Genomic DNA, 25,210 nt, shown 5'->3' with positions numbered 1-25,210 from the left:
TCCAGCGCTGGACCACCCTCAACGAACCCTGGTGCAGCGCCTTCCTCGGATACGGCTCCGGAGTCCACGCCCCCGGACGCACCGACCCCGTCGCCGCCCTGCGCGCCGCCCACCACCTCAACCTCGGCCACGGCCTCGCCGCCCAGGCCCTGCGCACGGCCCTGCCCACCGACGCGCAGATCTCCATCAGCCTCAACACCTGCGCGGTCAGGAGCCGGGACCCCGAGGACCCCGAGAGCCTCGATGCCCGGCGCCGTATCGACGCGCTGGCGAACCGGATCTTCACCGGTCCGCTGCTCCACGGCGCGTATCCCGAGGACCTCCTCGCGGACACCGCGCACCTCACCGACTGGTCCTTCGTCCGTTCCCCCGACCCGGCCGTCATCCGGCACCCCCTGGACTCGCTCGGCATCAACTACTACGCACCCACCGTTGTATCGGCCGCCACCGGCGACGCCGGCTCCTCGCACGACGACGGCCACGGCGCCAGCGCCCATTCCCCCTGGCCCGGCGCCGAGGGCGTCACCTTCCACCAGCAGCCCGGCGAGCGGACCGACATGGGCTGGACGGTCGACCCCACGGGCCTGTACGACCTGCTGACGCGCTACACCCGCGAGGCCCCCGGCCTGCCGCTGGTGATCACCGAGAACGGCGCCGCCTACCAGGACGAGGCGGGGCCCGGTGGGCCGGCCGAGGGCGGCACGTCCCAGGACCTGGACCGCATCCGCTATCTGCACGGCCATCTGGCGGAGGTGCACCGGGCGATCGCCGACGGGGCCGACGTACGCGGCTACTTCCTGTGGTCCCTGATGGACAACTTCGAATGGTCCTACGGCTACAGCAAGCGGTTCGGCATCGTGCACGTCGACTACCCCACCCAGACCCGCACCCCCCGGGCCAGCGCCCACTGGTACGCCCGGCTGGCCCGCTCGGGCGTCCTCCCCGAGGTGCCGCAGCCCGTGCGCTGACCCGCGCTCCCACGCCCTCCCGCCCCCGCGCCGATGCCACGACGCGGGCGAGCCCCGGCCGGGTGGGGGGAGGGTCCGGCCGGGGCTCGCGCCAGTGGGGGGCGCGGGATGGTCCTACTGGTAGGCGGCGAACGCCCGGGTGAAGGCCAGCGGCTCCTGGAGGACGGAACTGCACGTCGCGTCGGCGTGGCCGACGGCGCCGCCGGCGCACTGCTTGTCGCGGGTGGAGGACCACATCGACAGCCAGCCGATCCCCTTCGACGTGGCGAAGTCGACCAGCTGCGTCGCGTCGTCGACCTTGAAGACCTCGGTCGTGACGTCGTTGACGCCGATCATCGGGGTGACCGCGACCGCCTTCCAGGCCGCCGCGTCGGAGAGCCCGAGCACCCCCTTGATCTGGGCCTGGGTCGCGGTGGCGGCCTGAATGGCGTACTGGCCCATGTCACCGCTGTACGCCGGCCCGTAGTCCATCGCCATGATGTTGACGGCGTCGATCCGCACCCCGTTCCTCCTGGCGTCGGCGAGCAGGTCCACGCCCGGCTGGGTCAGCCCCTCGGGCATCACGGGCAGCGTGAACGAGACGTCCAGACCGGGGTGGGACTTCTGCAGCCCCGCGATCGCCCGCGCGCGGCGGGTGTTGGCGGCGGTGTCCGGCAGGGCCGCCCCCTCGATGTCGAAGTCGACCTTGGTGAGCTCGTACTCGTCGATGACCTTGCCGTACGCCGCGGCGAGGGCGTCGGCGGAGGAGCAGTTGAGCGCCAGCTCGTGCCCGGCCGCGCCGCCGAAGGACACCCGTACGTCACCGCCCTTGGCGCGCAGGGCGCCGATCTGGGCGGCGACCTTGTCCTGGGCGAGGTCGGTGACGCCGCCCCAGAGCGGGGCGCAGGAGCCGCCCGAGGTGATGAAGGCGAGGTTGAACTCCTTCACCCCCGTCCTGCTCGCGGTGTCGAGCATGTCGTACGCCGGGTGGAGCGAGGTGTCGATGTACGGGGCGAAGCGGCCACCGGTGCCCGCGCCTCCGCCGGCCGGCGGGGTCGGCGTCACGGGCGCGGTCGGCGTCGCGGGCGGGGTCGGCGTCGCGGGCGGGGTCGGCTTGGTGGTGGGGGCCGGACTCGCCGTGGGGGTGGGCTGCTCGGTGGGGCGGCCGCTGGGCCGGGGCGTCGCCCCGCTGTCGACGGAGCACTTCGCCTTGTTGATCAGGCAGCCGGACGGGTCGCCCGCCGCACCGCTGGCGCTGGTCACGAAGCCGACGGTGACCGACGCGCCGGGTGCCAGCTGCTTGTTCCAGCTCGCCGGGCGCACCGTGACGTGCTGTCCGTCCACGGTGTGGTCGCCGTTCCAGAGGGAGCCGATCCTCGTACCGGCGGGCAGGTCGAATTCGAGCGTCCACTCCGACTCGGCCTTGTCGGTGGCGTTGGTGACGACGTACTGACCGGTGTAACCGCCCTCCCAGGCGCTGGTCCTGGTGTAGGCGGCACCCACAGCGGCGGCCTGCGCGGTTCCGGTGAGGGCGAACGCCGCGCCGCCGATCACCGCGGCCGTCACGACCGCGCCGATCGCTCTGGTCCTGCCGCTCGCCCTGCGCCGGTGCGTTGTGCTGCCCATGACGTGCCTGCCTCTGTGTTACTGGGGGGTTGGGGGTGCGGCAGCACGCTAGCCGGACCGAAACGGACAAACGTCCGCTACGGGACGGCCGTTGCGGATCTTAGGGTCCGCTTAAGGAAGCCATCGGAACGGATTAATGTCGGAACGGAGCGATGAACGGGGCTCACCGGCGGCCGGAGCGGGCCGTCCGTCCCTGCTCGGCCGTGCGGCCGCGCCGCCGCCCCAGCCGGTGGCCGCGCCGGCTCTCGGGGGCGCGTCGCCCGTCCAGGCCGATCCAGACGCGGACCTCCGTACCCCCGAGGACCGAACGGCCGATACGGACGTCACCGCCGGTCGACTCGGCGACCCGGCGCACGATGTCCAGGCCGAGCCCCGTCGAACCGTCCCGGGCACCGCTGTTGCCGCGGGCCAGGGCCGCCTCGGGGTCGGCGATGCCGGGGCCCGCGTCGGAGACCAGCACGATCACCGCGTCGTCGCCGTTGTGCACGTCGACCGAGAAGGCGGTGCCCTCCGGGGTGTGCCGGAAGACGTTGCCGAGCAGCGCGTCGAGGGCGGCGACCAGCTCCGGGCGGGCGACCGGGATGCGTACCGGCCGGTCCACTCCCGCGACCCGCACCTTGCGGTCCTCGTCCTCGGCGAGCGCCGACCAGAAGTCCATCCGCTCCCGGACGACCTCGGAGGCGTCGCATCCGGCGCCCGGCCCGGTGGCCTGGGTCTGGGGCTTGGCCTCCCGGGCGGTACGGATGATGGTGTCGACCTCCCGCTCCAGCTGCTCGACGGCGGCCCTGGTCTGGTCGGCGGCCGGGCCGTCCCCCAGCGAGGCCGCGTTGAGCCGCAGCACGGTCAGCGGGGTACGCAGCCGGTGGGAGAGGTCCGCGGCCAGTTCGCGCTCGTTGGCGAGCAGCTGGACGACCTGGTCGGCCATCGAGTTGAACGCGGTGGCGGCCGACCTGAGCTCGGTCGGCCCCTCCTCGGGCACCCGTGCCCCGAGCCTGCCCTCCCCCAGGTCGTGCGCGGCGCGCGCGAGCCGCTGCGCGGGCTGCACCATGCGGACGCCGAGCCGGTCGGCGACCGCCACCGAACCGACGATCAGCGCGAGGCCCACCCCGGCGAGGACGAGCCAGGCGGTCGCGACACCGTTGGAGACCTCGCTCTCGGGCACGTACAGCTCGACGATGGCGATCCCGCCGGTGCCCAGGGCGGTCGGCTGCAGCAGCACGGAGCCGCCCGGGACCTCCGCGATGGTGGCCCGCCCCATGTCGCGGGTCATGCGCAGGTCGTCCTCACCGGCCCGCTGGGTACCGATCTCCAGGGCCTCGCCGCCCGGCCCTCCGGAGGCGGGTACGGCGGGCACGTGGACGGCCATCCGCCCGGTGGAGCCGTCCTCGGTGGTGGCGACGGCCCGCTCCAGCTGGTCCCGGTCCGTGGTGATGGCGAGGGCCGGGCCGAGGGCGGCGGCCCTCCGCTCGGCGTTGCTGAAGGCCCGGTCCCGCGCCATCTCCTTGATGACGAGTCCGAGCGGTACGGCGAAGGCCACGACGACCATCACGGTCACCGCCAGGGCCACCTTGACGAGCGCCCACCTCACCGCGGTCCCGCCCCGCCCCGGCGGCTCCCGTCGGCCCCGCCCGTCCGGTCCGGCGGCACGCCCGGGCCGCTCGCCCTCACTGCGGGGGCTCCAGCTTCACCCCGACGCCCCGGAGCGTGTGCAGATAGCGGGGTTTGGCGGCCGTCTCGCCCAACTTGCGCCGCAGCCACGAAAGATGGACGTCGATGGTCTGGTCGTCGCCGTACGACTGCTGCCACACCTCGGCGAGGAGTTCCTTGCGCCCCACGACCACCCCGGGCCGCCCGGCCAGGAAGGCCAGCAGGTCGAACTCCCGCCGGGTCAGGTCCAGCTGGACCCCGTCCAGCTCGGCGGAGCGCCGCAGCGGGTCGATGGACAGCCCGCCGACCTGGATGAGCCTGCTCGGCGGCGCCTCGCCCGCCGACGCGCGGGCGCGCCGCAGCACGGCGGCCATCCGCGCGGACAGGTGCTCCACCGAGAACGGCTTGGTGAGGTAGTCGTCGGCGCCGTCGTTGAGGAGCCGTACGATCTCCGCCTCGTCGTCCCGCGCGGTGGCGATGATCACCGGTACGTCGGTGATGCCGCGCAGCATCTTCAGCGCCTCGGACCCGTCGAGATCCGGCAGACCGAGGTCCAGAATGACGACGTCGAAGCGGAAATGGGCCACTTCGCGCAACGCCTCCAGGGCAGTGCCGACGCTCCGTACGGTGTGGGAGGCCTCGGTCAGATGCCGGATGAGGGCGGAGCGCACGAACTGGTCGTCCTCGACCACGAGCACACTTGCCATGGGCCGCACCGTACGCCATACGGGGGAACCCGGGGACTGGTGGTGACGGCGGCGAGGGTGGTGCACTATGGCCCGGATGCGCAGAGGATTCATACACGCCGTGGCGTGGTCACTCGCCACGGGCGCGGCGGTGACCCTCTCCTGGTGGGGCGTGCACACCGTGATGGCCGGGACGGCGTACGACCCTCCGCGCGCCCTGCCCATCACCGCCGACCGTCCCGCCACCCCGGGCGCCGAGCCTCGGTCCTCCTCCACCCGGCGCCCCAAGGCCACTCCGTCCTCGCCGTCGCCGACGGCGGGGCCCGCCAGGAGCCGCACCCCTTCGGCCACCGCGTCGCGCGAACCGTCCGCGCCCCCGCCCTCCCCCACGCCGGAGAGGACCCCGTCCGCCTCGGGCAAGGTGAAGAGCTACTCCGTCGACGGCGGCCGCGTCGTCTTCGACATCGGCGCCTCCTCCGCCGAACTGGTGTCCGCGACACCGGCGTCGGGCTGGCAGATGCAGGTGTGGAAGCAGCCCACCTGGATCCGGGTGACGTTCAGCCGGGGCGGCCAGGAGATCGACGTCTTCTGCACCTGGCACGACCACGCCCCGCTGGTCCAGATCGACCGGCGCTGACCCGCGAGGGGGCGCCACCGGGGGCCCGCCGCATCACGGCGAGGACCGCTGCCACGACCGCGAGGGCCGGCGCGTCACCGGAACACGGACGCGGGCGGGGCGGGTGACGGCTTGGCGCTCGCGTCGGTGACCGCTGCCGCGCCGCCCGTGAAGTCGGCCAGCGCGCGGCCGTGTTCCACCCGCCCGGGATGCGGGTCGCTCGCCACCCGGCGGGTCAGCTCCGCGACCGGAAGCGGCACGTCGGAGGCGAGGAGGACGGCGTTGCCGAACCGGCGCCCGCGCAGGACGGTCGGATCGGCGGCGAGCGCCAGTTCGGGGAAGACGGCGGCGGCGGTGGCGATCTGGCCCCGCAGGTGCCCGAGCGGGGGCCCGTCGGCGAGGTTCGCCGCGTAGTGCCCGCCGGGCCTGAGCACCCGGCGCACCTCGGCGAGGAACTCCGCGCTGGTCAGATGGGCCGGGGTGCGGGCACCGCTGAACACGTCCGCGACGATCAGGTCGGCCCAGCCCTCCGGCAGCCTGCCGAGCCCGGCGCGGGCGTCGCCACCGCGCACGCGTATGCGGGCCCCCGGGTCGAGCGGCAGCGCGCGGCGCACCAGCTGGACGAGGAGGGCGTCCAGCTCGACGATCTGCTGGGTGGAACGGGGGCGGGTCGCGGCGGTGTAGCGGGCGAGGGTGAAGGCGCCGCCGCCGAGGTGCAGGACCTGCAGCGGGCGGCCCGCCGGCGCGGCCAGGTCGATGATGTGGCCGAGGCGCCGCTGGTACTCGAAGCTCAGATGCGCGGGGTCGTCGAGGTCGACGTGCGACTGCGGGGCGCCGTCGATGAGGAGGGTCCAGGCGCGCGGCCGCTCCCGGTCGGGGACGAGCTCGGCCAGCCCGCCGTCCACGGTCTCGACGACGGCTTCGGGGGACGCCGCCCGGCCGCGCTGCTTGTTCCTCGCCACCCGACCATTATCGGCGCCTTCGCGACAGCGCCGTACCGGCCCGGCCCGGTACGGGCCGGGCGGACGGCCGCTACCGGCAGTTGTCGGCGGCCTCGATCAGACGGGCCGCCTCGCCCAGCGCCTCGCGCAGCACCACGGGGTCGGTGACCGGCCCGGAGTCGGCGGGCGGCAGCAGCCATCCGGTGCCCATGACCGGCGGCTCCGGCGCCACCCCGGGGATGCGCAGGCCCCGTCCGGAGGTCTGCGTACAGGCGCTGCCCGGCACGTCCCAGGCGGCCGCGGTGCCGGGCGGCACCAGGAAGCCGAGGGTGTCGCAGGCGCCGTCGTGCAGCACCGGGCCGACCGCCGGGGCGCCGCCCCGGCGGAGGATGTCGACGGCCTCCAGGCCCTGCCGGGCCGGGACGGTCACCAGGTCAGGGGGCTCGCAGACGGCGTCCGGGTGCGGAGCGCCGGATTCCGGCGTCGGCCGGTGCTGTGCGTCGGTCCGCGATGCGCCGCCGTCGCGCGGGCTCGCCTCCATGCCGACCTCCAACAAGGGATCCCTCCTCGCTCGAGTCCCCGTGTGGAGACACACTCCGTCTCTCCGCATGGTTCAACGCCCAAAAGCGTCAACGGCTACGGCGGCACGCCGCCGCAAAGGATGGCAGTTCATGGCGGATCGTGGGTGAGATATCCCGTTTGTAGCCAAACACTGTGTAGGCGGCCAGTCACAGCAGGTACGTTCTTGCTCCGCCGGAGCAACGGCTACGCAGGAGAGGGCTCGGCCATGGCGTCGTCACGGGCAGTTCCCAATCCGGTCTTCCGTCGACTGCGCGGGCAGCGCTCCCCCGCGGAGTTCGCTGCCGCGGTCCGCAGGGCCGCCAGGGAGATCGGCGAGCAGGTGGCGTGCGACGCCCGGTACATCGGGCGCGTGGAGTCGGGCGAGATCCGCTGCCCCAACTACGCGTACGAGCGGGTGTTCCTGCACATGTTCCCCGGACTGTCACTGACGGATCTGGGGTTCGCCGCGCGGGAACACGTACGGGGCCGGGGGGCGCGGGCCACCGCTGCCGAGCCGGCTCCAGAGATCACCATCCGGAACGATGAGGAGAGCGACGTGCTGCGTCGCGCATTCATGACGAGCGGCACCGCCACGGTGGCGGCCGCCTCGCTCGGGCTGGGCGGCCTGGGGACCATCCCCGCGCCCCGGGCCGGCGGCAGGTTCGGCGAGGCGGAGGTCGAGGCCGTCGAGCACGCCGTACGGCAGATCCGCCTGCTCGACGACCGGCACGGCGCCGACGGGCTGTACCGCAGAGCCGCCGAACCCCTGCGCAGCGCCTACGCCCTGCTCGACGCGGGATCGGCGCTCCGCCGGTCGACGACCGACCGGATGCACACCGGCGCCGGCGAACTGGCCCTCTCGGTGGGCTGGCTGGCCCACGACTCGGGCCGGCTGGAGGACGCGCGCTCGCACTACGCGGAGGCGCTGGCCACCGCGCGCGTGGCCGGCGATCCGGCGCTGGAGGCCCACGCGTTCTCCAACACGTCCTTCCTGGCCAGGGACGCGGGCCGGCCCCGGGAGGCGGTGCGGGCCGCGCAGGCCGGCCAGCAGGCGGCCAAGCACCTCTCGTCGGCGCGGCTGCTGTCGCTGCTGGCCCTGCGGGAGGCCGGCGCCTGGGCCGGGCTGGGCGACCGGACGGCGTGCGAGGAGGCGCTGGGCCGGGCCCACACGCTGTTCGCGCGGGGGCCCGCCGACGCGGACCCCGAGTGGATGTCCTTCTTCGGCGAACCCGAACTAGAGGCTCTGGAGGCCCAGTGCTGGTCCGCCCTGGGCGACTGGACCCGCGCGGCGCGGCACGCGCACCGGGCGACGCTCCTGCAGAACCCGCACTTCACCCGCAACCTCGCGCTGTACCGGGCGCAGCTGGCGGTGGACCTGGCGCGCGGCGGCTCGCCCGAGGAGGCGGCCGCGGTCGGCCAGCGGGTACTGGACCTGCTGGACGACGTCCAGTCGAGCCGCATCGAGGCGATACTGGCCGAAGCGGCCCGGGTCCTGGCCCCGCAGCGCGGCACGCTGTCGGTCGCGGCGTTCCTGGACCGACGCAGGGCCCTGGGCGACGGATAGCTTCCGCGTCCGGCCGGTCAAGGGCGGACCGGAGCGCTCTTCCGGGCGCACCGGCCGACGGGAACGGGCGGCCGGGACCGAAGTGCCGCCCGGCCCCGCTCCCCGGGCTCTCCCGTCTCCCCGTCTCCCCGGGCTCCCCGTCTCCCCGGGCTCAGGCCTCCGTCTCCAGGTGGCCGGTGTCGTTCCAGCGCTCGATCGCGGGGGCGCCGTAGGCCCAGCCCAGGCCGGACAGGCTCGTCGGGTCCAGCCGGATGCGGGCGGCGAAGGAGACGTCCTCCCCCAGCCAGCGCGCGGCGATCGAGCGCAGGATGTGGCCGTGGGCGAAGACCAGGACGTCACGGTCGGCCGAGCGCGCCCATCCGACGATCTCGTCCGCGCGGGCCGAGAGCTGCGCCAGGGTCTCGCCCCCCGGCACCCCGTCGCGCCAGATGAGCCAGTCCGGCCGGTCCGCCTTGATCTCGGCCGGCGTCATCCCCTCGTACCCGCCGTAGTCCCACTCCATCAGCGCGTCCCACGGCTCGGCCCGGTCGCCGAAGCCGGCCAGTTCGCAGGTCTCCCGCGCGCGGACCAGCGGACTCGTACGGATCTCGAAGCCGTCGAGCCCTTCCCACGGACCGCGGTGCAGCCGCGTGCCGAGCAGCTTGGCGCCACGGCGGCCCTCCTCCAGCAGCGGTATGTCCGTCCTGCCGGTGTGTTTGCCCAGGAGCGACCATTCGGTCTGGCCGTGCCGGGCGAGCAGGATGCGCGGTGCCATGGGGCTCTCCCTGAAGTTCACAATTCGGTGCTCGTACATCATCGCGCACATGAACACGGGGCGACCCGGCGGCAACCCCCGTCACGATCCGCGCGTCCCTGACTGGGGAGTGTTCGCGCAGCGGCGTCGCCCGCGCGGACGCCGCGAGGCGGTCCCGCTCCGGGCGGACACGCCCGGGACCTGCCCGGTCCGGCCGTTCGCGGCCCCGTCCGGAGGGGGTCCGCGGGCCGGCGAGCCGCCGACCGGACCACGGCCGGACCTTCGGCCGGGGGAAGCCGCAGGACACAGGGGGAGCGCCCGGATGCCGCACACCGCCACCACCGCGAGGCCGGCCGCGCCGCCGTACGGCCGGCCCCGCTGGTGGACCGAGCTCGCGCTGATCGCCGTCGTCTACACGGCCTACTCGGGCGGACGGCTGCTGGCCCGCGGCGACGTGTCCACCGCCGTCGGCCACGGCCTGGCGATCCTGCGGCTGGAGCGGGACCTGGGCCTGAACGCGGAGCACCCGCTCAACCGGCTCTTCACCCACACCCCGGCGATCGGGATACCGGCCGACTTCGCCTACGCCTCGCTGCACTACCTGGTCACGCCGGCGGTCCTGGTCTGGCTGTTCCGCCGCCGCCCGGCCCGCTACCGGGCCGCCCGTACCTGGCTGATGCTCTCCACCCTGCTGGGGCTGGCCGGCTTCACCCTGATGCCCACCTGCCCGCCCCGCCTGCTGGACCCGGGGTACGGGTTCGTCGACACCATGGCCCGGTTCAGCGGGTACGGCTGGTGGGGCGGCGAGGCGAGCGCGCCGCGCGGCCTGGGCGGCCTGACCAACCAGTACGCGGCGATGCCGAGCCTGCACGTCGGCTGGGCGCTGTGGTGCGGCGTGATGCTGTGGCGGCACGGGCGGACGCCGCTTCTGAGGTCCCTGGGGGTGCTTTACCCGCTGCTCACCGTGGTGGTGGTGATGGGCACGGCGAACCACTACTTCCTCGACGCGGTCGCGGGCGTCGCCGTCATGGGGGCGGGGATGCTGCTCACAGGGCCCGCGACGCGGCTCGCGGACCGGGTGCGGAACCGTTTCGTCAGCCCTTCGACCCCCATGGGGCCCCCGTTTGTCAGTGGCGGATGCGAGACTTCCGCGGGTGAGCGAATCCCTGGGCAGCGGACCACCTCGGCCTCCGCAGACGACACTCCGGCAGCAGCTCGCTGAGCTGCGCGGCCCCGCCACCGCGCCGCATCCGCTGGATGCCCGCGCGCTGGCGGCACTGGCCGCCAACCCCGGCTGCCGCCGCCGGGCGCTGCTGGACGGCGCAGGGGTGGACAAGGCCGCGCTGGCGTCCGCCCTCGGATCGCCGTCCGGTTTCGGACAGTCCCAGTTCGCCTTCATGCGGGGGCATGCCTTCGAGGCCAGGGTGAAGGCCGACGGCGGCACCGAGCTGATGCGGTTGCTGGGCGTGGACGAGGCCCAGGACGTGCGGGTGCCCGACCTGTCGGCGGCCGGCCCCGAGGGCCGCGCCGCACGGACCGCGCTGGCCCTGCGCGAGGCCACGGCGGCGGGCGCCTGGTCGCTGCTGGACCATCCGATGCTGGTGCTGGAGGTGGCCGGCTCCCCGGTGTACCTGGAGCCGGACGCGGTGGTGGTCCACCCCGGGGGGCAGTGGACGGTCGTCGAGATCAAGTCGTTCCCGATGATCGACGGCGCGGCGGACGCGGCCAAGGTGGGTGCGGCGGCCCGGCAGGCCGCGGTGTACGTCCTGGCGCTGGAGCGGGTGGCGGCGCTCACCGAGGGGGCGCGGACGGCGCACTCGGCGCTGCTGGTCTGCCCCAAGGACTTCTCCAACCAGCCGACCGGCTCGGTCGTCGACGTACGCAAGCAGCTGTCGGTGACGCGCCGCCAGCTGGCCCGTCTCACCCGGATCGAGGACATCGCGGGGGCGCTGCCGGAGGGGACCACCTTCGACCTGGACTCCTGCTCGGCGGAGCAGCTCACGGCGGCCGTCGAGTCGGTGCCGTACGCCTACGCGCCGGAGTGCCTGGCCGCGTGCGAGCTGGCGTTCCACTGCCGCTCCGGGGCCCGGCGGTCGGGTGCGGTGGAGGCGCTGGGCCGCTCGGTCCGCGGTGAGCTGGGCGGGCTCACGACGGTCGGCGAGGTGCTGGCGGCGGCGCGCGGCGAGGCGGGCGACCCGGAGGACCCGGCGGTCGCGGCGCTGCGGCGGGCGGCGGCGCTGCGGGCCGAGTCGCTGGCGGCGGCCGGTACCGTCCCCGGGCCGCGGCCCGGGGACGTGGAGGTGGCCGAATGTCGTTGATCTCCACACTGGCGCGGCTGGAGGCCGTCGAGTCGGGCCGGGCGCAGCCGCTCGCCACGGTGCGGCACCGGCACGTCTCCGAGCGGCCCCTCGTCCTGGTCCCGCTGACGACCTCGGGCGAGGCGGGCGCGCCGCTCGGGGCGCTGGTCGGGACCGATCCCGACCGCCCGACGCTGCTGGTGGTGCCGCAGCCGCGCGACCGGGACCTGCGGTTCGCGTTCCTGGCGGACCTGGCCGAGGCGGTGCTGCCGCATCTGGACGGGTACGCCGACGACGTCGAGGCGGCCGAGCGGAACGAGACCGACCCGGAGACGGGCAGGAAGGTCAAGGTCGAGGTCGAGCTGTGCGCGGACGCGCCGCAGCTGGTCGTGCCCAGCCGGGCGGGCATCGAGTACGTCCGGCTGCTCGGCCGGTCGATGAGGTTCCGGCGCACGGCGGAGCAGGACACGGAGGGGACCACGACGCCGTTCCCCGCGCCGCCGCGGGTGCCGCTGCTGGGCCGGTGGCTGACGCACTACGGCGAGCGGGCCCGGGTGCCGGGCTCGTCGCTGCTGCTGGCGGCGACGGATCTGCTGAACCGGCACTGGGCGACGGGCCAGTCCTCGCTGGAGGACCAGCACCTGGGGGCGCTGCTCGCCTGGATCGACCCGCCCGCGGGCGGGTCGGGGGCCGAGGCGGCGCTGCGGGCGGAGCTGGCACGGGACCGTGAGGGCCTGCTGGAGTGCCCGCCGGCCGGGCCGGCGACGGACCCGGCGTTCGACAACCGGCTGCTGGCGCCGGCGATCGAGCGGTACGACCGGGCGCGGCAGCGGCTCGCCTCGGCGGAGGACGGCGAGACGGCCGACGAGCGCCTGGGAGAGCTGCACCGGGCCGAGCGGGAGATCCGGCGGCTGATCCTGGAGCAGCTGCGGCCGACGTGGGAGGCGGTGTGGCGGAGCCTGGAGCTGGTGCGTGCGCTGCCGCCGGGAGCCCGGGTGGCGGACCGCTGGACCCGGGACCGCTGGTCGTTCACCGGTCACCGGGACCGGGTACGGGCCGGTGAGCCGCCCCAGCCGCGCCGGGACGACGCGGTGACGGCGGCGCGGAAGCTGGCGGCGCGCGAGGGCGCGCAGGCGCAGCTGGAGGCGCAGGAGGCGCTGGACGATCCGCTCGTGCTGGCGGGCCGGCGGCTGTCGGGCGAGGCGTTCACGGCCGAGGTGACGGAGGTGACGATGGCGTGGACGGAGTCGAAGCGGCCGTCGCCCCGGCCCCTGCTGACCGTCCGGACGGACGACCTGCCGCATGTGGGTGAGCGGGTGAAGGTGTACCGCTCGCTGGAGGGCAGGCCCCAGTCGGCGGAGTTCGTCCGCCATGAGGACGACGGGGCGTTCGTGCTGCGGCTGCTGGACCGGATGGGCCGCTCCCGGGAGCCGGCGGAGGGCTCGGTGCCGCAGAAGGGCGAGCGGATCGCGTGGACGCTCTTCGAGCACGACCAGCGGGTGGGCCCGAAGCTGCCGGACCCGGAGGAGACCCCCTGGACCCACGGCGGTCCTCCCGCCGGGTCCGACTCCCCCGAGAGCCCCGACCCCGTGACCCCGGAGGATCTGCTGTGACGTCCGTGTCGTTCCTTCCCCCTCGCGAGCCCTCCGCCGGCGGGGACCCCTCGGCGGAGGCGGCCCGGGCCACCGACGCGATCCTCGCGGACACCCTGCACGGTGACGCCCGGGGAGTCGTCGTGGACTCCCCGCCGGGCGCCGGGAAGTCGACCCTGGTGGTGCGGGCCGCGCTGGAGCTGGCGGCGGCGGGGCGGCCGCTGATGGTGGTGGCGCAGACCAACGCCCAGGTGGACGACCTGGTGCTGCGGCTCGCCGAGAAGGAGCCCGGTCTGCCGGTGGGCCGGTTGCACAGCAATGACACGGACCCGTACGACAAGGCGCTCGACGCGCTGGACAACGTACGGACGTCGGCGAAGGCGGCGGACCTCGCCGGGCTCGACGTGGTCATCTCGACGGCGGCGAAGTGGGCGCATGTGAAGGGCGTCGAGCCGTGGGGGCACGCGATCGTCGACGAGGCGTACCAGATGCGGTCGGACGCGCTGCTGGCCGTGGCGGGGCTGTTCGAGCGGGCGCTTTTCGTGGGCGACCCGGGGCAGCTCGACCCGTTCTCCGTCGTCGGGGCGGACCAGTGGGCGGGGCTGTCGTACGACCCGTCGGCGAGTGCGGTCTCCACCCTGCTGGCGCACAATCCGCTGCTGCCGCAGCACCGGCTGCCGGTCTCCTGGCGTCTCCCGGCGTCGGCCGCGCCGCTGGTGTCGGACGCCTTCTACCCGTACACCCCGTTCCGCAGCGGGACCGGTCCGGGCGACCGGCGGCTGTCCTTCGGGGTGCCTTCGGACGGCTCGGGTCCCGACCGGGTGCTGGACGAGGCGGCCGAGTCGGGGTGGGGCCTGCTGGAACTGCCCGCCCGGCACACGCCGCGCACGGACCCCGAGGCGGTGCGGGCGGTGGCGCTGGTGGTGCGGCGGATGCTGGACCGCGGGGGTGCGGCGGTCTCCGAGCGCTCGCCGGACCCGGTGCCGCTGACACCTGACCGGGTCGCCGTCGGCACGGCCCACCGGGACCAGGCGGCGGCGGTACGGGCGGCCCTCGCCGAACTGGGCGTCGCGGGAGTGACCGTGGACACGGCCAACCGGCTCCAGGGCCGGGAGTACGACGTGACCGTGGTCCTGCACCCGCTGTCGGGCCGGCCGGACGCGACGGCGTTCCACCTGGAGACGGGCCGGCTGTGCGTGCTGGCCTCCCGCCACCGCCACGCGTGCGTCGTGGTGTGCCGCGCGGGGGTCTCGGAGCTCCTGGACGAGCACCCCTCGACGGAACCGGTCCAGCTGGGCGTGACGGTCAAGTTCCCGGACGGCTGGGAGGCCAACCACGCCGTGCTCTCCCACCTGACGGAACACCGCGTCAGCTGGCGCCCCTGACCCGCCCCGGCGGAGGGGGACTCCGCGTGAGCCGGTGCCCACGGGATGCCCTTGCGCGGGGCGGGACAATGGACGGTGGCCGGTGGCCGGCCCGGTGCGAGGAGGAGAGAACACATGGCGGAGACCGAGCGCAGCGAGCAGCGGCGGCTGAGGCCGGCGCCCCTGCTTTTCGAACCTGCGGACGCCGCCGCCGATCCCGAGCACTTCTTCGACCTGGAGTCCATCGACGACCCCCACGAGTTGCTGGGCCGGTCCACCGAGCTGGCCCTGGCGTTCCGGGCGGCGGCCGACCGGGCCATGGAGTTCCAGGCGATCGCGGCCGCGCAGCTCGCGGACCCGCGCCGGTTCGACCGGCTGACCCCGACGGAGATCGCCCGGCGCGCCGAGTGGACCGAGGACTACGCCCGGCGGATGGTCGAGTTCGGCCGGGACCTGCTGCGTGACGGCGGCCGCTCCGAGGAGTAGGAGCCACGGGGCCACGGCGCCGGGGGACCACGGGAACCACGGGAGCCGGGGGAGCCGGGGGAGCCGGGGGAATCACGGGCTGCGGGGGCCGGGGGAATCACGGGGCCGGCGCAGCCGGGTGCACAAGGGGTCGCGGGGGCCTCTGGGACGACAGGGGCGGAAAGTAGCCCTGGGCATATGCCGAGGGCGAAAGATACTCCTGGCCGACGCGCCGTGTCCTCGTTTCCGGCAACTCCGCGCAACGGAAACGTCACTCCCGGTACACCTTGTGTCATGAGCGCATGGCTGCGAGACGAATCCCCCTTGAGCCCGGCAGACGGCGACGCCGACGAGCGGCGCCGTGACATCTTCCGGTTCCTGCGCGACGAGGGGCGGCACCAGACCGCACAGGTCACGTCGGCCGGCGCCGACTGGCTGGCGTCGGCGGCGGCGTACCCCCGCTCCACGCTCGCGCTGTGGGAGGCCCGGCCCACCGCTCCCGCGGTGCTGCCCTGCGGATCCGTCTTCGATGTCGTGAACGTCCCGTCGGTCTTCGGCCGGCGGATGCTCGACCGGCTGTGGGAGGACGGCCCCGGCTCGGGTCCGGTCGCCGTGCACCGCGGCCGGATGCTGCTGTTCACCGCCCCCGGCACGGCCCACCGGCTGCCCTCGCTCCTCGACTGGGAGGAGTGGGGCGAGGCGGTCCCGCCGATGTTCTGCCACGGTTCGGGCGACGCGGTGACGATCCCCCCGATGGCCCCCGGCGCGGCGGGCTGGCCCCGCTGGGTGGTCGCCCCCGACGCCCGCCACCCCTGGCTGCCAGGACCCGAGGTCATGCTCTGGGCCTGCGTCCGGGCGGTCCGGGCGGCCTCCGCCGGGGACGTGCGGGTATCGATTTTTCCTGCGCCCGATCAGGATGCTAAGGTCTACGACGTCAGCAGGCGCCGCTAGCTCAGTTGGTTAGAGCAGCTGACTCTTAATCAGCGGGTCCGGGGTTCGAGTCCCTGGCGGCGCACAGACGGGAAAAGCCCCTCGCGGAAGCGAGGGGCTTTTTCGTTCGTCTCCTCCGGTGGCCCCGGCCCGGCCCCCGTCACTTCGTGGCGGTGACCTTCACCGTCCACACACCCGTGGGAGTACGGTCCGACACCTCCACCCGCGTCCCCTCCCCCGGCACGGTGAACGTCTCCCCCAGCCCCAGCGGCGCGTCCGCCAGCGGCGGGTACACCGAGCGGTCCCAGCACGCCTCGGTGGCCGGATGCGTGTCCACCACCTCGATCGGCCCGGTCCCCGAGGCCGCCTCGTTGCGGACCCGGTAGATGAGCACCCCCTCGGTGCAGGTGCCCCGGTCGTTCCCCGTCGCCCCGCGCGCCTCGATCGCCAGGGCGGTGTTCTCGCCGGTCCTGACCACCGCCAGCCGGGTGCCGACCGATGTGCCCCACTCCGGCGCAGCCCCGAGGGGCTCCAGCGAGAACGGCTCCCCGCCCCTGCCCCGTACGCAGTGGACCTGCCGGCGGTCCAGCCAGCCCAGCTTCCACTTGTGCCAGCCGAAGAGCTCCGGGGAGAGGGCGAACTGGCTGCCCATCACGTCCCAGTCCCCCACATGGGTGTCCCAGTCACCCTTGCCGTCCACCGGCCGGTGGTACAGGTCCGGGAGGTCGAAGACGTGCCCGGTCTCGTGGGCCAGGACGTTGCGGTCCGGCGGGTGCCGCTCGAAGACCGTGACCACCCGCCTGATGTCCGCGCCGTCGGCACGCAGCGGAGTCTCCAGGTTGACGACCTTCGTCGCGTCGGAGTCCACCCCCGGCGCGTCGGGGTCGGCGACCAGATAGACGATGTCGTAGCGCGCGAAGTCCACCTCCGGGTCGGCCGCCGCGACGGCGTCCCGCAGGTACGCGGCCCGCTTCCGCGCGTCCCAGTCGCGCTGTATGGCGTACGAGGTGGAGGAGTGCGGCATCTCGATCCACTCACGCCGCAGATGCGGCCGCAGGGTGAACTTGCCGTACGACGCGCGCTGGAAGAACCGGCTGGTCTCCGGGAAGTAGTCGGTGGCGATCTCCTCCGGCGTGGTCAGCGGCCGGGAGTCCGGAAACGACAGGAAGACCATGACCGCGTCGAGGGAGCGGGCCGGTTGCGGGTAGGCGGCGTTCCAGGTGTCCAGGCCCAGCGAGTGATGGGCCCCCGTGCGCGGCAGCGCGCACGGCCCCGCGGTGGAGCCGGCCGCGGCGGGGCCCGCCACGAGCCCCGTGGCGGCCAGGGCGAGGAGGGAGAAGAGGCCCGCGGCGGCGGAGCGCAGGCGCAGGCGTTCCACTCCCTCGGGTGTCTGCTGACCCTCCACGTCGACCTCCGGTGCGGAATGCGGGAACGTCTCACCACCCTGTGCAGATTTGTCGCATTACGCCCTGTTCCGATGCCCCACTCGGGTGAGGGGCCGACACGCCGCGCCCATTCAGGTAGTTCACGGACAGTCACAACCGATCACGCCAGGACCGCCCCGGGCCACACCCGTGCAGAAACGATCGGCCCGGGGCGCGAGGTGGGGCGCCTCACACCGTCCACGCTCCTCTCACGCGTGCACAGCGCTGGAACGCCCGGCGCGCCTGCCTCTATGATCGGCACACTTTCCTTGGCTGACCATCCCGACCACATCTGTGCGTCACAACTGCCCTGCGGGAGCGAGCGGTGAGCGGAACCTCAGAAGGACCGGGACCTGCGGCAGTCTCACCATGCGGTGTCGCCCGCCCGGCGGTCACGGAGCGTCACGCATCCGGCGGTGTCGCGGACGCTGCCCGGCGCGGCCCGGCGGGTCCCGCGCCGGACCACGAAACGGACGGCGGACCGGGCCACGAACCGGGCGGCGGAGCGGGCCACGGACCGGACCGGGCGCCGTCCGCCGACCGGGGTCCGCAGACGGACCGGCGCCCGGAGACGGACCGGAGACGGGACCAGGACACCGACCGGGGCCGGGCCCCGGCGGCCGGAGGAGGGCCCGCCCCGGGCCGCGCCGGATGTCCCGGTGGGGACGCGCCCGCCCGGTCCGACGCCCCCACCGAACCGCGCGACTTCCGGGCCGCCTTCAACGCCGCCCACCTCGCGATGGCCGTCGTGGACCCCGAGGGCCTGGTCGTCACCGCCAACGACGCCCTCGGCTCCCTCCTCGGGACCGATCCGGTCTCCCTGCGCGAGCAGGCCGCCGCCGACCTCGTGGACCTGGCCTCCGACAACCGCACCTGGCACGCGTACCGCGAAGTTCTGGGCGGCCGCCGCTCCCGCTTCCGCTGCACCCGCCGGCTCAAGCACCCCGACGGGCGCTCACTGTGGGCGGAGGTCACCGTCTCCCCCGTACCGCGCAGCACCAAGGTCCTGCTGTCCATCGCGGACATCAGCGACCGGCGCGAGCTCCACGCGCGGCTGCGTCACCTCCAGATGCACGACCCGGTGACCCGGCTGCCCAACCGCACCCTGTTCTTCGAACGGTTGACGTCCGCGCTGGAGAACTCGGCCTACGACGATGGCGGAACAGGGCGGATCGGTCTGCTCTACCTCGACCTCGACGGGTTCAAGGCCATCAACGACACCCTCGGGCACCGGGTGGGCGACCGGCTGCTGGCAGCCGTCGCCTCCCGGCTCACCGAGTGCGCCGACAGCGACGGCTACACCCGCAGCGGCGGCCATCTGGTGGCCCGGCTCGGCGGTGACGAGTTCGCGATCCTGGTCGAGGACTCCACCGGTACGGAACAGCTGGCCGATCTCGCCCGGGCCGTACTGGCCGCCGTCCAGCAGCCGTTCGACCTGGCCGGACAGCGGCTGTCCGTGTCGGCGTCCATCGGGGTCGTCGAGCGGGCCGCGATCGGCACCACGGTGACCGGGCTGATGCAGGCCGCGGACACCACGCTGTACTGGGCGAAGGCGGACGGCAAGGCCCGCTGGACGCTCTTCGACCCCGAGCGCAACGCCCACCGGATGACCCGTCAGGCGCTCTCGTCCACCCTGCGTCCGGCCGTCGAGCGGGGCGAGTTCGCCCTGGAGTACCAGCCCCTGGTCGGGATGGAGGACGGATCGGTCCGCGGGGTCGAGGCGCTGGTGCGCTGGAACCACCCGCAGTTCGGCACGCTGGCGCCGAATCGGTTCGTCGGTATCGCCGAGGAGGACGGCTCGATCGTGCAGCTCGGCCGGTGGGTGCTGCGCACCGCGTGCCGCCAGGCCCGGCAGTGGCAGAAGGACCATCCTCGGGAGCGGCCGCTCTTCGTCAGCGTCAATGTCGCCGTACGGCAGGTGTGGGACTCCGACCTGGTCGCGGACGTGGCGGAGATCCTCGCGGAGACCGGGCTCACCCCGCACCTGCTGCAACTGGAGCTGACCGAGTCCGCGGTCATGGGGTCGGCGGGCCGGCCGCTGCAGGCGCTGCAGGCGCTGAGCGACATGGGGGTGCGGATCGCGATCGATGACTTCGGGACCGGTTACTCGAACCTGGCGTACCTGAGCCGGCTGCCCGTCTCCGTACTGAAGCTGGACGGCTCCTTCGTCCGTGGGTTCCAGGACGAGGAGCACCCCAATCCGGCCGACGAGGTGATCGTGGAGGCCCTGGTCCAGCTCGCCCACCGGCTCGGGCTGACCGTCACGGCGGAGTGCGTGGAGACGTCGGGGCAGGCGGCGCGGCTGCGGCGGATCGGCTGCGACACCGGGCAGGGCTGGCTCTACTCGCGGGCGGTCGCCCCGGAGCGCATCGCGGAGCTGATCGAGGTCGCCGGGCCGGCGGTGTGAGGCTTCCCGGGCGGGAGAGGCGGCACGGCTGCGGACATGGGCCGCCCCCGCCCGGGGAGGTCTCCGGACGGGGGCGGGGCTCTGCGCGGACGGCCGCGGGCGGAAGGACGGCCGCGTACGGAAGGACGCCGTGCACGGAAGGACGGCCGCGGGCGGAAGGGCGGGCGCGTGTGGGCAGGCGAGCGCCGTCACACGCCCGTCACGCGACCGCCGTCAGGACGACGCCTGGGCGGCGAGGTCGGGGAGTCCGTAGGTGTCCGCGATCAGCTCGTAGTTGCGCAGCCGCACCTCGCCGCTGTGCGCGTGGACGATGATCATCAGCTCGCTCGCCGCGGTGCGCTTCTGGAGGTCGTTCAGTCCGTCGCGGACCGCGTCGGGCGTGCCGTGGACGATGTCGGACACCCAGCTGTCGACGAACTCGCGCTCCATGGGGCTGTAGGCGTACGCCTCCGCGTCCTCCGGGGTCGGCGTGAGGCCGGGGCGGCCGGAGCGCAGCTGGATCATGGACAGTGCGCCGGTCATCACCTGGCGGCGGGCCTCCCGCTCGTCGTCCGCGGCCAGCGCCGACACGCAGACCACCGAGTACGGCTCGTCCAGCACGGCCGAGGGCCGGAAGGAGCTGCGGTACAGGTCGAGGGCGGGCAGCGTGTTGCGGGCCGAGAAGTGGTGGGCGAAGGCGAACGGCATGCCCAGCGCGCCGGCCAGCCGCGCGCTGAACCCGGAGGAGCCGAGCAGCCAGACCGACGGCCGCCCGGTCGGGCCCTGCACCGGCCCGGGCACGGCGTGGATGCGGGAGTACGGGTGGCCGTCGGGGAAGTCGTCGTCCAGGAAGCGGATGAGCTCGGCGAGCTGCTGCGGGAAGTCGTCGGCGCCCTCGCCCAGCCGGTCGGTGCGGCGCAGTGCGGCCGCCGTCGCCCCGTCCGTGCCCGGCGCCCGGCCGAGGCCCAGGTCGACGCGGCCGGGGGCCATGGCCTCCAGCGTGCCGAACTGCTCGGCGATGACCAGCGGGGCGTGGTTGGGCAGCATGACGCCGCCCGAGCCCAGCCGGATGCGCTCGGTGTGGGCGGCGAGGTGCGCGAGGATCACGGCCGGGGAGGACGAGGCGACTCCGGGCATCGAGTGGTGCTCGGCCACCCAGTGCCGCTGGAAGCCCCGCCGCTCGGCCAGCCGGGCGAGCGCCACACTGTTGTTCAGCGCCTGGGTCGCGGTCAGGCCTCGGCCGACGGTGGCCAGGTCCAGTACCGACAGGGGTACGGGGGCGGTTCCGTACGCCGTGCCTCGGATCGCGTCGCTCGCGTCACTCACCGGTGAAGTCCCTCCTGCACATGAAGTAGGTCAGGACCAGTCAACAGGAGGGCGTCTCCGCTTATTCCCCCGGCCCCTCACCCGCGCCCCGCCGAGGCCGCGGATCGGGGTGCGCCGGGCCCCCGCACAGGACGGGGGGCAGGACCCACGGGGGCAGGGCCGGGACCGCGGCGCGCACGTCACTCCTTGCGGGCGAAGAGCGTGCCCAGCTCCTTGGACCAGGCGTCGCGGCGCTCCGCCAGCCGGAGCCCCTCCCAGACCGTCACCTGGTTCGCGGTGAGGACCGGCTTGCCGACCGCCTCCTCCAGCTCCGGCAGGTGCGCCACCGTGTGCAGGGCCGTGTCCGGTACGAGGACGGCCTGCGCCTCCGGCCGGTCGGCGGCCCGGACCAGCTCCAGCACCTGCTCGCGGCCCCAGGTCCCGACCTCGGCGGCGGTGACGATCCCGCCCGCCCGGGCGTCCACCACCTGGAGGCCGGCGGCCTCCAGGAAACGGACGAACAGAGCGGTCACGTCCGGCGGGTAGGTGGCCGCGACCGCGACCCGGGCCGCGCCCACCGCCCGCGCCGCGTGAACGAACGCGAACGACGTGCTGGAGGCCGGGAGCCCGGCCGCCACCGCCAGGGCGCGGATCTGCTCGTGCGCGCCGTCCCAGCCGCGGACGAAGGACCCGCTGGTGCACGCCCAGACCACCGCTTCGGCGCCGGAGAGCCGCAGCTCCTCCATCCCGACGGCGAGGCGCTCCGCCGACCCCATCTCCAGCAGGGCGTCGGCCCGGTGGGCGTCCTCGCCGATGTCGGTGTGGACGACGGGTACCCGGATGCCGTTCAGCAGCGTCTCGATGCGGGGGTAGTCGTCCTCGGCGGAGTGCCCGGGATACAGCAGTCCCACCGTCGTCATGTCACACCCTCCTGTCCTTCCGGCTCGGTCGTCGCCGTGGCGTGGAGCAGCAGCGCCTGGTACGGGCCGGCGGCGTGTGCGCCGATCCGGCGCAGCGCCGCCCCCATCGTGACCTGGTTCGCGGAGAGGACCGGCATGCGCGGTTCGGCCTCCAGTCGCGGGATCACGTCGTACGTCGGCGGATTGGTGCGACTGATGAAGAGCGCGTCCGACGCGCCCCCCACCGCCTGCCGTGCCATGCCCGCCACGGAGCGGTCGGCACCTTCCAGATGTGCCTGGTCGCAGGCCGGGGAAGGCCCGCCCCGTGACGGTTGCCCCGGCTTCCTCCGGATACTCCTCCAGCGCGTGCGTCACCGATTCGGTGCAGGGGGTGACCAGGGCGATCCCGGTGACGCCCCGTTCCGGCGGCGCTTCGAGGAGCGCCCCCGACGTGGTGACCGAGGGCACGGCGCCGGCCCGGGTGATGGCCTCGCACATCGCCCGTTCGCCCGCCACTCCGCCGACGAGGCTGCCGGAGGCGCAGGCGTAGGCGACGACCTCGGGCCCGGAGGCCGACAGCGCCCGCGTGGCGTCGCCCAGGGTCTCGTGCTCGCTGACCGGCCGGGCCAGGTCGAGCGAGACCTCCACCGGCACGTAGGGCGTCCGGGTCGGATGGAGCGGAATGTCGTCGGGCACCCACCGCCACAGCTCGCGGTCGGGCGCGAAGTCGAACGGCGCGACGACCCCGACGCCGCGCTGCGGGCGCGGCCCGCCCAGGAAGGAGATGTCCACCGTCGGGCCCCCAGCCTCTTGTTGACGAAGGCAGGTTCGGGTGCGAGCGTGGTCAATCCGCATATCTCGGACGCCTCGAAACGGGGTTCCTGCCGATGCCGTTGCCGACACTCCTGGTCCTGGAGGCCGACCCTCCGCCCCGCCTCGGGCAGCTCACCGGACGCGTCCGTGTCCGGTACGCCGACGAGCGCGCCCTTGCCTCCGAGCTGCCCGGGGCCGACGCGCTGCTGGTGTGGGACTTCACCTCCGACGCGGTACGGACGGCCTGGCCCGGCGAGGGGCCGCGGCCGCGCTGGGTGCACACGCCCAGCGCCGGGGTCGACCGGCTGATCTGTCCTGAACTGGTCGCTTCGGAGACGGTGGTGACCAACGCCCGGGGCATCTTCGAGGAGCCGATCGCCGAGTACGTGGCGGGGCTGGTCCTGGCCATGGCGAAGGACCTGCCCGGCACGCTGGAGCTGCAACGGCAGCGGCGCTGGCGCCACCGCGAGAGCCTGCGGGTCGCGGGCAGCCGGGCGGTGGTCGTCGGGACGGGACCGATCGGCCGGACCGTGGCCTCCACCCTGCGCGCGCTCGGGGTGCGGACCGCGCTGGCGGGACGTACCGCGCGTCCCGGTGTCCACGGGGCCGACGAGCTCGACCGGCTGCTGACCATGGCGGACTGGGTGGTGGGAGCGGCGCCGCTGACGGACGACACGCGGGGCATGTTCGACGCGCGGCGCTTCGGGCTGATGCAGCCGTCGGCGCGGTTCATCAACGTGGGCCGCGGCGGGCTCGTCGTCCAGGAGGACCTCGTGGCGGCGGTGGCCAAGCGCTGGATCGCGGGCGCGGCGCTCGATGTCTTCGACGAGGAACCGCTCGCCGCCGACAGCCCGCTGTGGGACGTGCCCGGTCTGATCGTCTCGCCGCACATGAGCGGTGACACGGTCGGCTGGCGGGACCGGCTGGGGGAACAGTTCGTGGAGATGTTCGAGCTGTGGATGGCCGGGAAGCCGCTTCCGAACGTGGTCGACAAGAAACGTGGGTACGTCCCCGGGCATGACTGAGCCGACGTTCCTCACCGACCTGACAGCACGTCAACTCCTCGGCGGGTACGCGCGGGGCGACTTCTCGCCCCTGGACGTCACGCGCGCGGCCCTGGACCGGATCGAAGTGGTGCAGCCCCTGGTCAACGCGTTCGTGCGGGTCGACTCCGAGGACGCGCTGGCGCGGGCGGCCGCCTCGACCGAGCGGTGGCGGCGCGGGCGGCCGCAGGGGCTGCTCGACGGCGTGCCGGTGACGGTCAAGGACCTCCTGCTCCAGGCGGGCGGCCCGACCCTGCGCGGTTCGACGACCGTCGGGACGGCGGGCCCCTGGGACGAGGACGCGCCGCCGGTGGCCCGGCTGCGGGCGCACGGGGCGGTGTTCCTGGGCAAGACGACGACACCGGAGTTCGGCTGGAAGGGCGTCACCGATTCGCCCCTGACGGGCATCACCCGCAACCCGTACGACCCGTCGCGCACCTCGGGCGGCTCCAGCGGCGGCAGCGCCGCGGCCGTGGCGCTGGGCGCGGGCCCGTTGTCCCTGGGCACCGACGGCGGCGGTTCGGTCCGCATCCCGGCGTCGTTCTGCGGGATCTTCGGGCTGAAGCCGACCTACGGGCGGGTGCCGATCTATCCGGCGAGCCCGTTCGGCACGCTGTCGCACACCGGGCCGATGGCCCGGGACGCGGCGGACGCGGCGCTGCTGCTGGACGTGATCAGCGGTGAGGACTGGCGCGACTGGTCGCACCTGGGGCCAGCGCGGCCCGTCGGCGACTGCCTCGCGGAGGGGGTCAAGGGTCTGCGGGTCGCCTACTCGGCGTCGTTCGGCGGGCAGGTGGCGGTGGACCCGGCGGTCGCCTCGGCGGTCCGGGCGGCCGTGGGGCGCCTGGCGGACCTCGGCGCGTACGTGGAGGAGGCCGATCCGGACGTCGCCGACCCGGTCGACGCGTTCCACACGCTGTGGTTCAGCAGCGCCGCCCGGCTGACCCAGCGGCTGGGACGCGAGCAGCGGCAGGCGCTGGACCCGGGGCTGCGGGAGATCATCGACCGCGGTGCGCGCCACAGCGCGCTGGACTATCTGGCGGCGGTGGACACCCGGATGGCGCTGGGCCGCCGGATGGGCCGCTTCCACACCTCCTACGACCTGCTGGTCACCCCGACGCTCCCGCTCACCGCGTTCGAGGCGGGTGTCGAGGCGCCGCCCGGCACGCACCGCTGGACGGGGTGGACGCCGTTCACGTACCCCTTCAACCTCACCCAGCAGCCGGCCGCGACCGTGCCGTGCGGTGTGGACGGGGGCGGGCTGCCGATCGGCCTGCAGCTGGTGGCCGCGCGCCATCGGGACGACCTGGTGCTGCGGGCGGCGCACGCGCTGTACGAGTCGGGGGCCGCCGGGCTGCGCCGTCCGTAGGG

At 74.4% G+C, this 25,210-nt stretch carries 22 protein-coding genes, 1 tRNA gene and 1 pseudogene; 13 read left to right on the top strand and 11 right to left on the bottom strand.

Features of this window, described 5'->3' with window-relative positions:
* A partial coding sequence (locus tag PUR26_RS07785) for a glycoside hydrolase family 1 protein (RefSeq protein ID WP_329870519.1) occupies window positions 1–968 on the top strand: 968 nt, incomplete at its 5' end.
* A gap of 114 nt (window positions 969–1,082) precedes the next feature.
* Here PUR26_RS07785 and PUR26_RS07780 read toward each other — a convergent pair.
* From PUR26_RS07780 to PUR26_RS07770, 3 genes are all read right to left on the bottom strand, one after another.
* Window positions 1,083–2,573, bottom strand: a complete 1,491-nt coding sequence (locus PUR26_RS07780) for a glycoside hydrolase family 18 protein (RefSeq protein ID WP_329870517.1) — start codon at window positions 2,571–2,573, stop codon at window positions 1,083–1,085.
* A gap of 163 nt (window positions 2,574–2,736) precedes the next feature.
* A complete protein-coding gene (locus PUR26_RS07775; protein ID WP_329870515.1) occupies window positions 2,737–4,161 on the bottom strand; it encodes a HAMP domain-containing sensor histidine kinase in 1,425 nt (474 codons plus the stop codon).
* A gap of 76 nt (window positions 4,162–4,237) precedes the next feature.
* Complete coding sequence (locus PUR26_RS07770; RefSeq protein WP_329870514.1) at window positions 4,238–4,927, bottom strand: response regulator transcription factor; 690 nt, start codon at window positions 4,925–4,927, stop codon at window positions 4,238–4,240.
* Between the two features lie 76 nt (window positions 4,928–5,003).
* On the opposite strand from PUR26_RS07770, the gene PUR26_RS07765 reads away from it, so the two are divergent.
* Window positions 5,004–5,543 (top strand): hypothetical protein, encoded by a 540-nt coding sequence (locus PUR26_RS07765; RefSeq protein WP_329870513.1) that lies wholly within the window; start codon window positions 5,004–5,006, stop codon window positions 5,541–5,543.
* Between the two features lie 74 nt (window positions 5,544–5,617).
* Here the strand turns inward: PUR26_RS07765 and PUR26_RS07760 are convergent, their stop codons facing one another.
* Together PUR26_RS07760 and PUR26_RS07755 are read right to left on the bottom strand one after the other, a co-directional pair.
* Entirely contained in the window at window positions 5,618–6,484 is an 867-nt protein-coding gene (locus tag PUR26_RS07760; RefSeq protein ID WP_329870511.1) for a spermidine synthase, read from the bottom strand.
* 70 nt (window positions 6,485–6,554) lie between these two features.
* Window positions 6,555–7,004: a hypothetical protein gene (locus PUR26_RS07755; RefSeq protein WP_329870540.1), complete on the bottom strand. Its 450-nt coding sequence runs from the start codon at window positions 7,002–7,004 to the stop codon at window positions 6,555–6,557.
* A gap of 246 nt (window positions 7,005–7,250) precedes the next feature.
* Here PUR26_RS07755 and PUR26_RS07750 point away from each other — a divergent pair, with 246 nt between their 5' ends.
* Window positions 7,251–8,588, top strand: a complete 1,338-nt coding sequence (locus PUR26_RS07750; protein WP_329870510.1) for a tetratricopeptide repeat protein — start codon at window positions 7,251–7,253, stop codon at window positions 8,586–8,588.
* 151 nt (window positions 8,589–8,739) lie between these two features.
* Here the strand turns inward: PUR26_RS07750 and PUR26_RS07745 are convergent, their stop codons facing one another.
* Window positions 8,740–9,342 (bottom strand): histidine phosphatase family protein, encoded by a 603-nt coding sequence (locus tag PUR26_RS07745; RefSeq protein ID WP_329870508.1) that lies wholly within the window; start codon window positions 9,340–9,342, stop codon window positions 8,740–8,742.
* A gap of 301 nt (window positions 9,343–9,643) precedes the next feature.
* Here PUR26_RS07745 and PUR26_RS07740 point away from each other — a divergent pair, with 301 nt between their 5' ends.
* From PUR26_RS07740 to PUR26_RS07710, 7 genes are all read left to right on the top strand, one after another.
* Complete coding sequence (locus PUR26_RS07740; RefSeq protein WP_329870506.1) at window positions 9,644–10,543, top strand: phosphatase PAP2 family protein; 900 nt, start codon at window positions 9,644–9,646, stop codon at window positions 10,541–10,543.
* Window positions 10,476–11,639, top strand: a complete 1,164-nt coding sequence (locus tag PUR26_RS07735) for a hypothetical protein (RefSeq protein WP_329870504.1) — start codon at window positions 10,476–10,478, stop codon at window positions 11,637–11,639. Before PUR26_RS07740 ends, PUR26_RS07735 begins: the two co-directional genes overlap by 68 nt.
* Window positions 11,630–13,231: a hypothetical protein gene (locus tag PUR26_RS07730; protein WP_329870503.1), complete on the top strand. Its 1,602-nt coding sequence runs from the start codon at window positions 11,630–11,632 to the stop codon at window positions 13,229–13,231. Before PUR26_RS07735 ends, PUR26_RS07730 begins: the two co-directional genes overlap by 10 nt.
* Before the next feature lie 5 nt (window positions 13,232–13,236).
* Window positions 13,237–14,595 carry an AAA family ATPase gene (locus PUR26_RS07725; RefSeq protein WP_329870538.1) on the top strand — a complete coding sequence of 453 codons (1,359 nt, stop codon included), beginning with the start codon at window positions 13,237–13,239 and terminating at the stop codon, window positions 14,593–14,595.
* 114 nt (window positions 14,596–14,709) lie between these two features.
* Window positions 14,710–15,060, top strand: coding sequence for a hypothetical protein (locus PUR26_RS07720; RefSeq protein ID WP_329870501.1), 351 nt, complete (start codon window positions 14,710–14,712; stop codon window positions 15,058–15,060).
* Window positions 15,061–15,333: 273 nt separating this feature from the next.
* On the top strand, window positions 15,334–15,990 hold the full coding sequence (locus PUR26_RS07715) for a bifunctional DNA primase/polymerase (RefSeq protein WP_329870499.1): 657 nt from the start codon (window positions 15,334–15,336) through the stop codon (window positions 15,988–15,990).
* Window positions 15,981–16,054 (top strand) — tRNA-Lys (locus PUR26_RS07710). Before PUR26_RS07715 ends, PUR26_RS07710 begins: the two co-directional genes overlap by 10 nt.
* 75 nt (window positions 16,055–16,129) lie before the next feature.
* Here PUR26_RS07710 and PUR26_RS07705 read toward each other — a convergent pair.
* Entirely contained in the window at window positions 16,130–17,374 is a 1,245-nt protein-coding gene (locus PUR26_RS07705; protein WP_329870497.1) for a M6 family metalloprotease domain-containing protein, read from the bottom strand.
* A gap of 758 nt (window positions 17,375–18,132) precedes the next feature.
* On the opposite strand from PUR26_RS07705, the gene PUR26_RS07700 reads away from it, so the two are divergent.
* The gene (locus tag PUR26_RS07700; protein ID WP_443077001.1) at window positions 18,133–19,800 is read left to right on the top strand and encodes a putative bifunctional diguanylate cyclase/phosphodiesterase; all 1,668 of its coding nucleotides are present in this window, start codon (window positions 18,133–18,135) and stop codon (window positions 19,798–19,800) included.
* A gap of 213 nt (window positions 19,801–20,013) precedes the next feature.
* On the opposite strand, the gene PUR26_RS07695 is transcribed toward PUR26_RS07700, so the two are convergent.
* The 4 genes and pseudogenes from PUR26_RS07695 to PUR26_RS34620 all read right to left on the bottom strand — a co-directional run.
* Window positions 20,014–21,105 carry an LLM class flavin-dependent oxidoreductase gene (locus tag PUR26_RS07695; RefSeq protein WP_329870495.1) on the bottom strand — a complete coding sequence of 364 codons (1,092 nt, stop codon included), beginning with the start codon at window positions 21,103–21,105 and terminating at the stop codon, window positions 20,014–20,016.
* A gap of 179 nt (window positions 21,106–21,284) precedes the next feature.
* A complete protein-coding gene (locus PUR26_RS07690) occupies window positions 21,285–22,004 on the bottom strand; it encodes a maleate cis-trans isomerase family protein (protein WP_329870493.1) in 720 nt (239 codons plus the stop codon).
* Window positions 22,001–22,252, bottom strand: a complete 252-nt coding sequence (locus PUR26_RS34625; RefSeq protein WP_443077004.1) for a hypothetical protein — start codon at window positions 22,250–22,252, stop codon at window positions 22,001–22,003. The genes PUR26_RS07690 and PUR26_RS34625 overlap by 4 nt, the downstream gene beginning before the upstream one ends.
* A gap of 115 nt (window positions 22,253–22,367) precedes the next feature.
* Window positions 22,368–22,838 (bottom strand): annotated as a pseudogene (locus PUR26_RS34620) (decarboxylase); the annotation flags it as partial.
* Between the two features lie 32 nt (window positions 22,839–22,870).
* Between PUR26_RS34620 and PUR26_RS07680 the strand changes: the two are divergent.
* Together PUR26_RS07680 and PUR26_RS07675 are read left to right on the top strand one after the other, a co-directional pair.
* On the top strand, window positions 22,871–23,821 hold the full coding sequence (locus tag PUR26_RS07680; RefSeq protein WP_329870491.1) for a D-2-hydroxyacid dehydrogenase: 951 nt from the start codon (window positions 22,871–22,873) through the stop codon (window positions 23,819–23,821).
* On the top strand, window positions 23,814–25,208 hold the full coding sequence (locus PUR26_RS07675) for an amidase (RefSeq protein WP_329870490.1): 1,395 nt from the start codon (window positions 23,814–23,816) through the stop codon (window positions 25,206–25,208). The genes PUR26_RS07680 and PUR26_RS07675 overlap by 8 nt, the downstream gene beginning before the upstream one ends.
* Window positions 25,209–25,210 lie beyond the last annotated feature (2 nt).

It is taken from the genome of Streptomyces sp. SP18CS02, assembly GCF_036322365.1.
In the GTDB taxonomy this organism is placed as follows: Bacteria; Actinomycetota; Actinomycetes; order Streptomycetales; family Streptomycetaceae; genus Streptomyces.
Note: the sequence above shows the minus strand (reverse complement) of the source record. Positions and strands in the feature narration are given on the sequence as shown.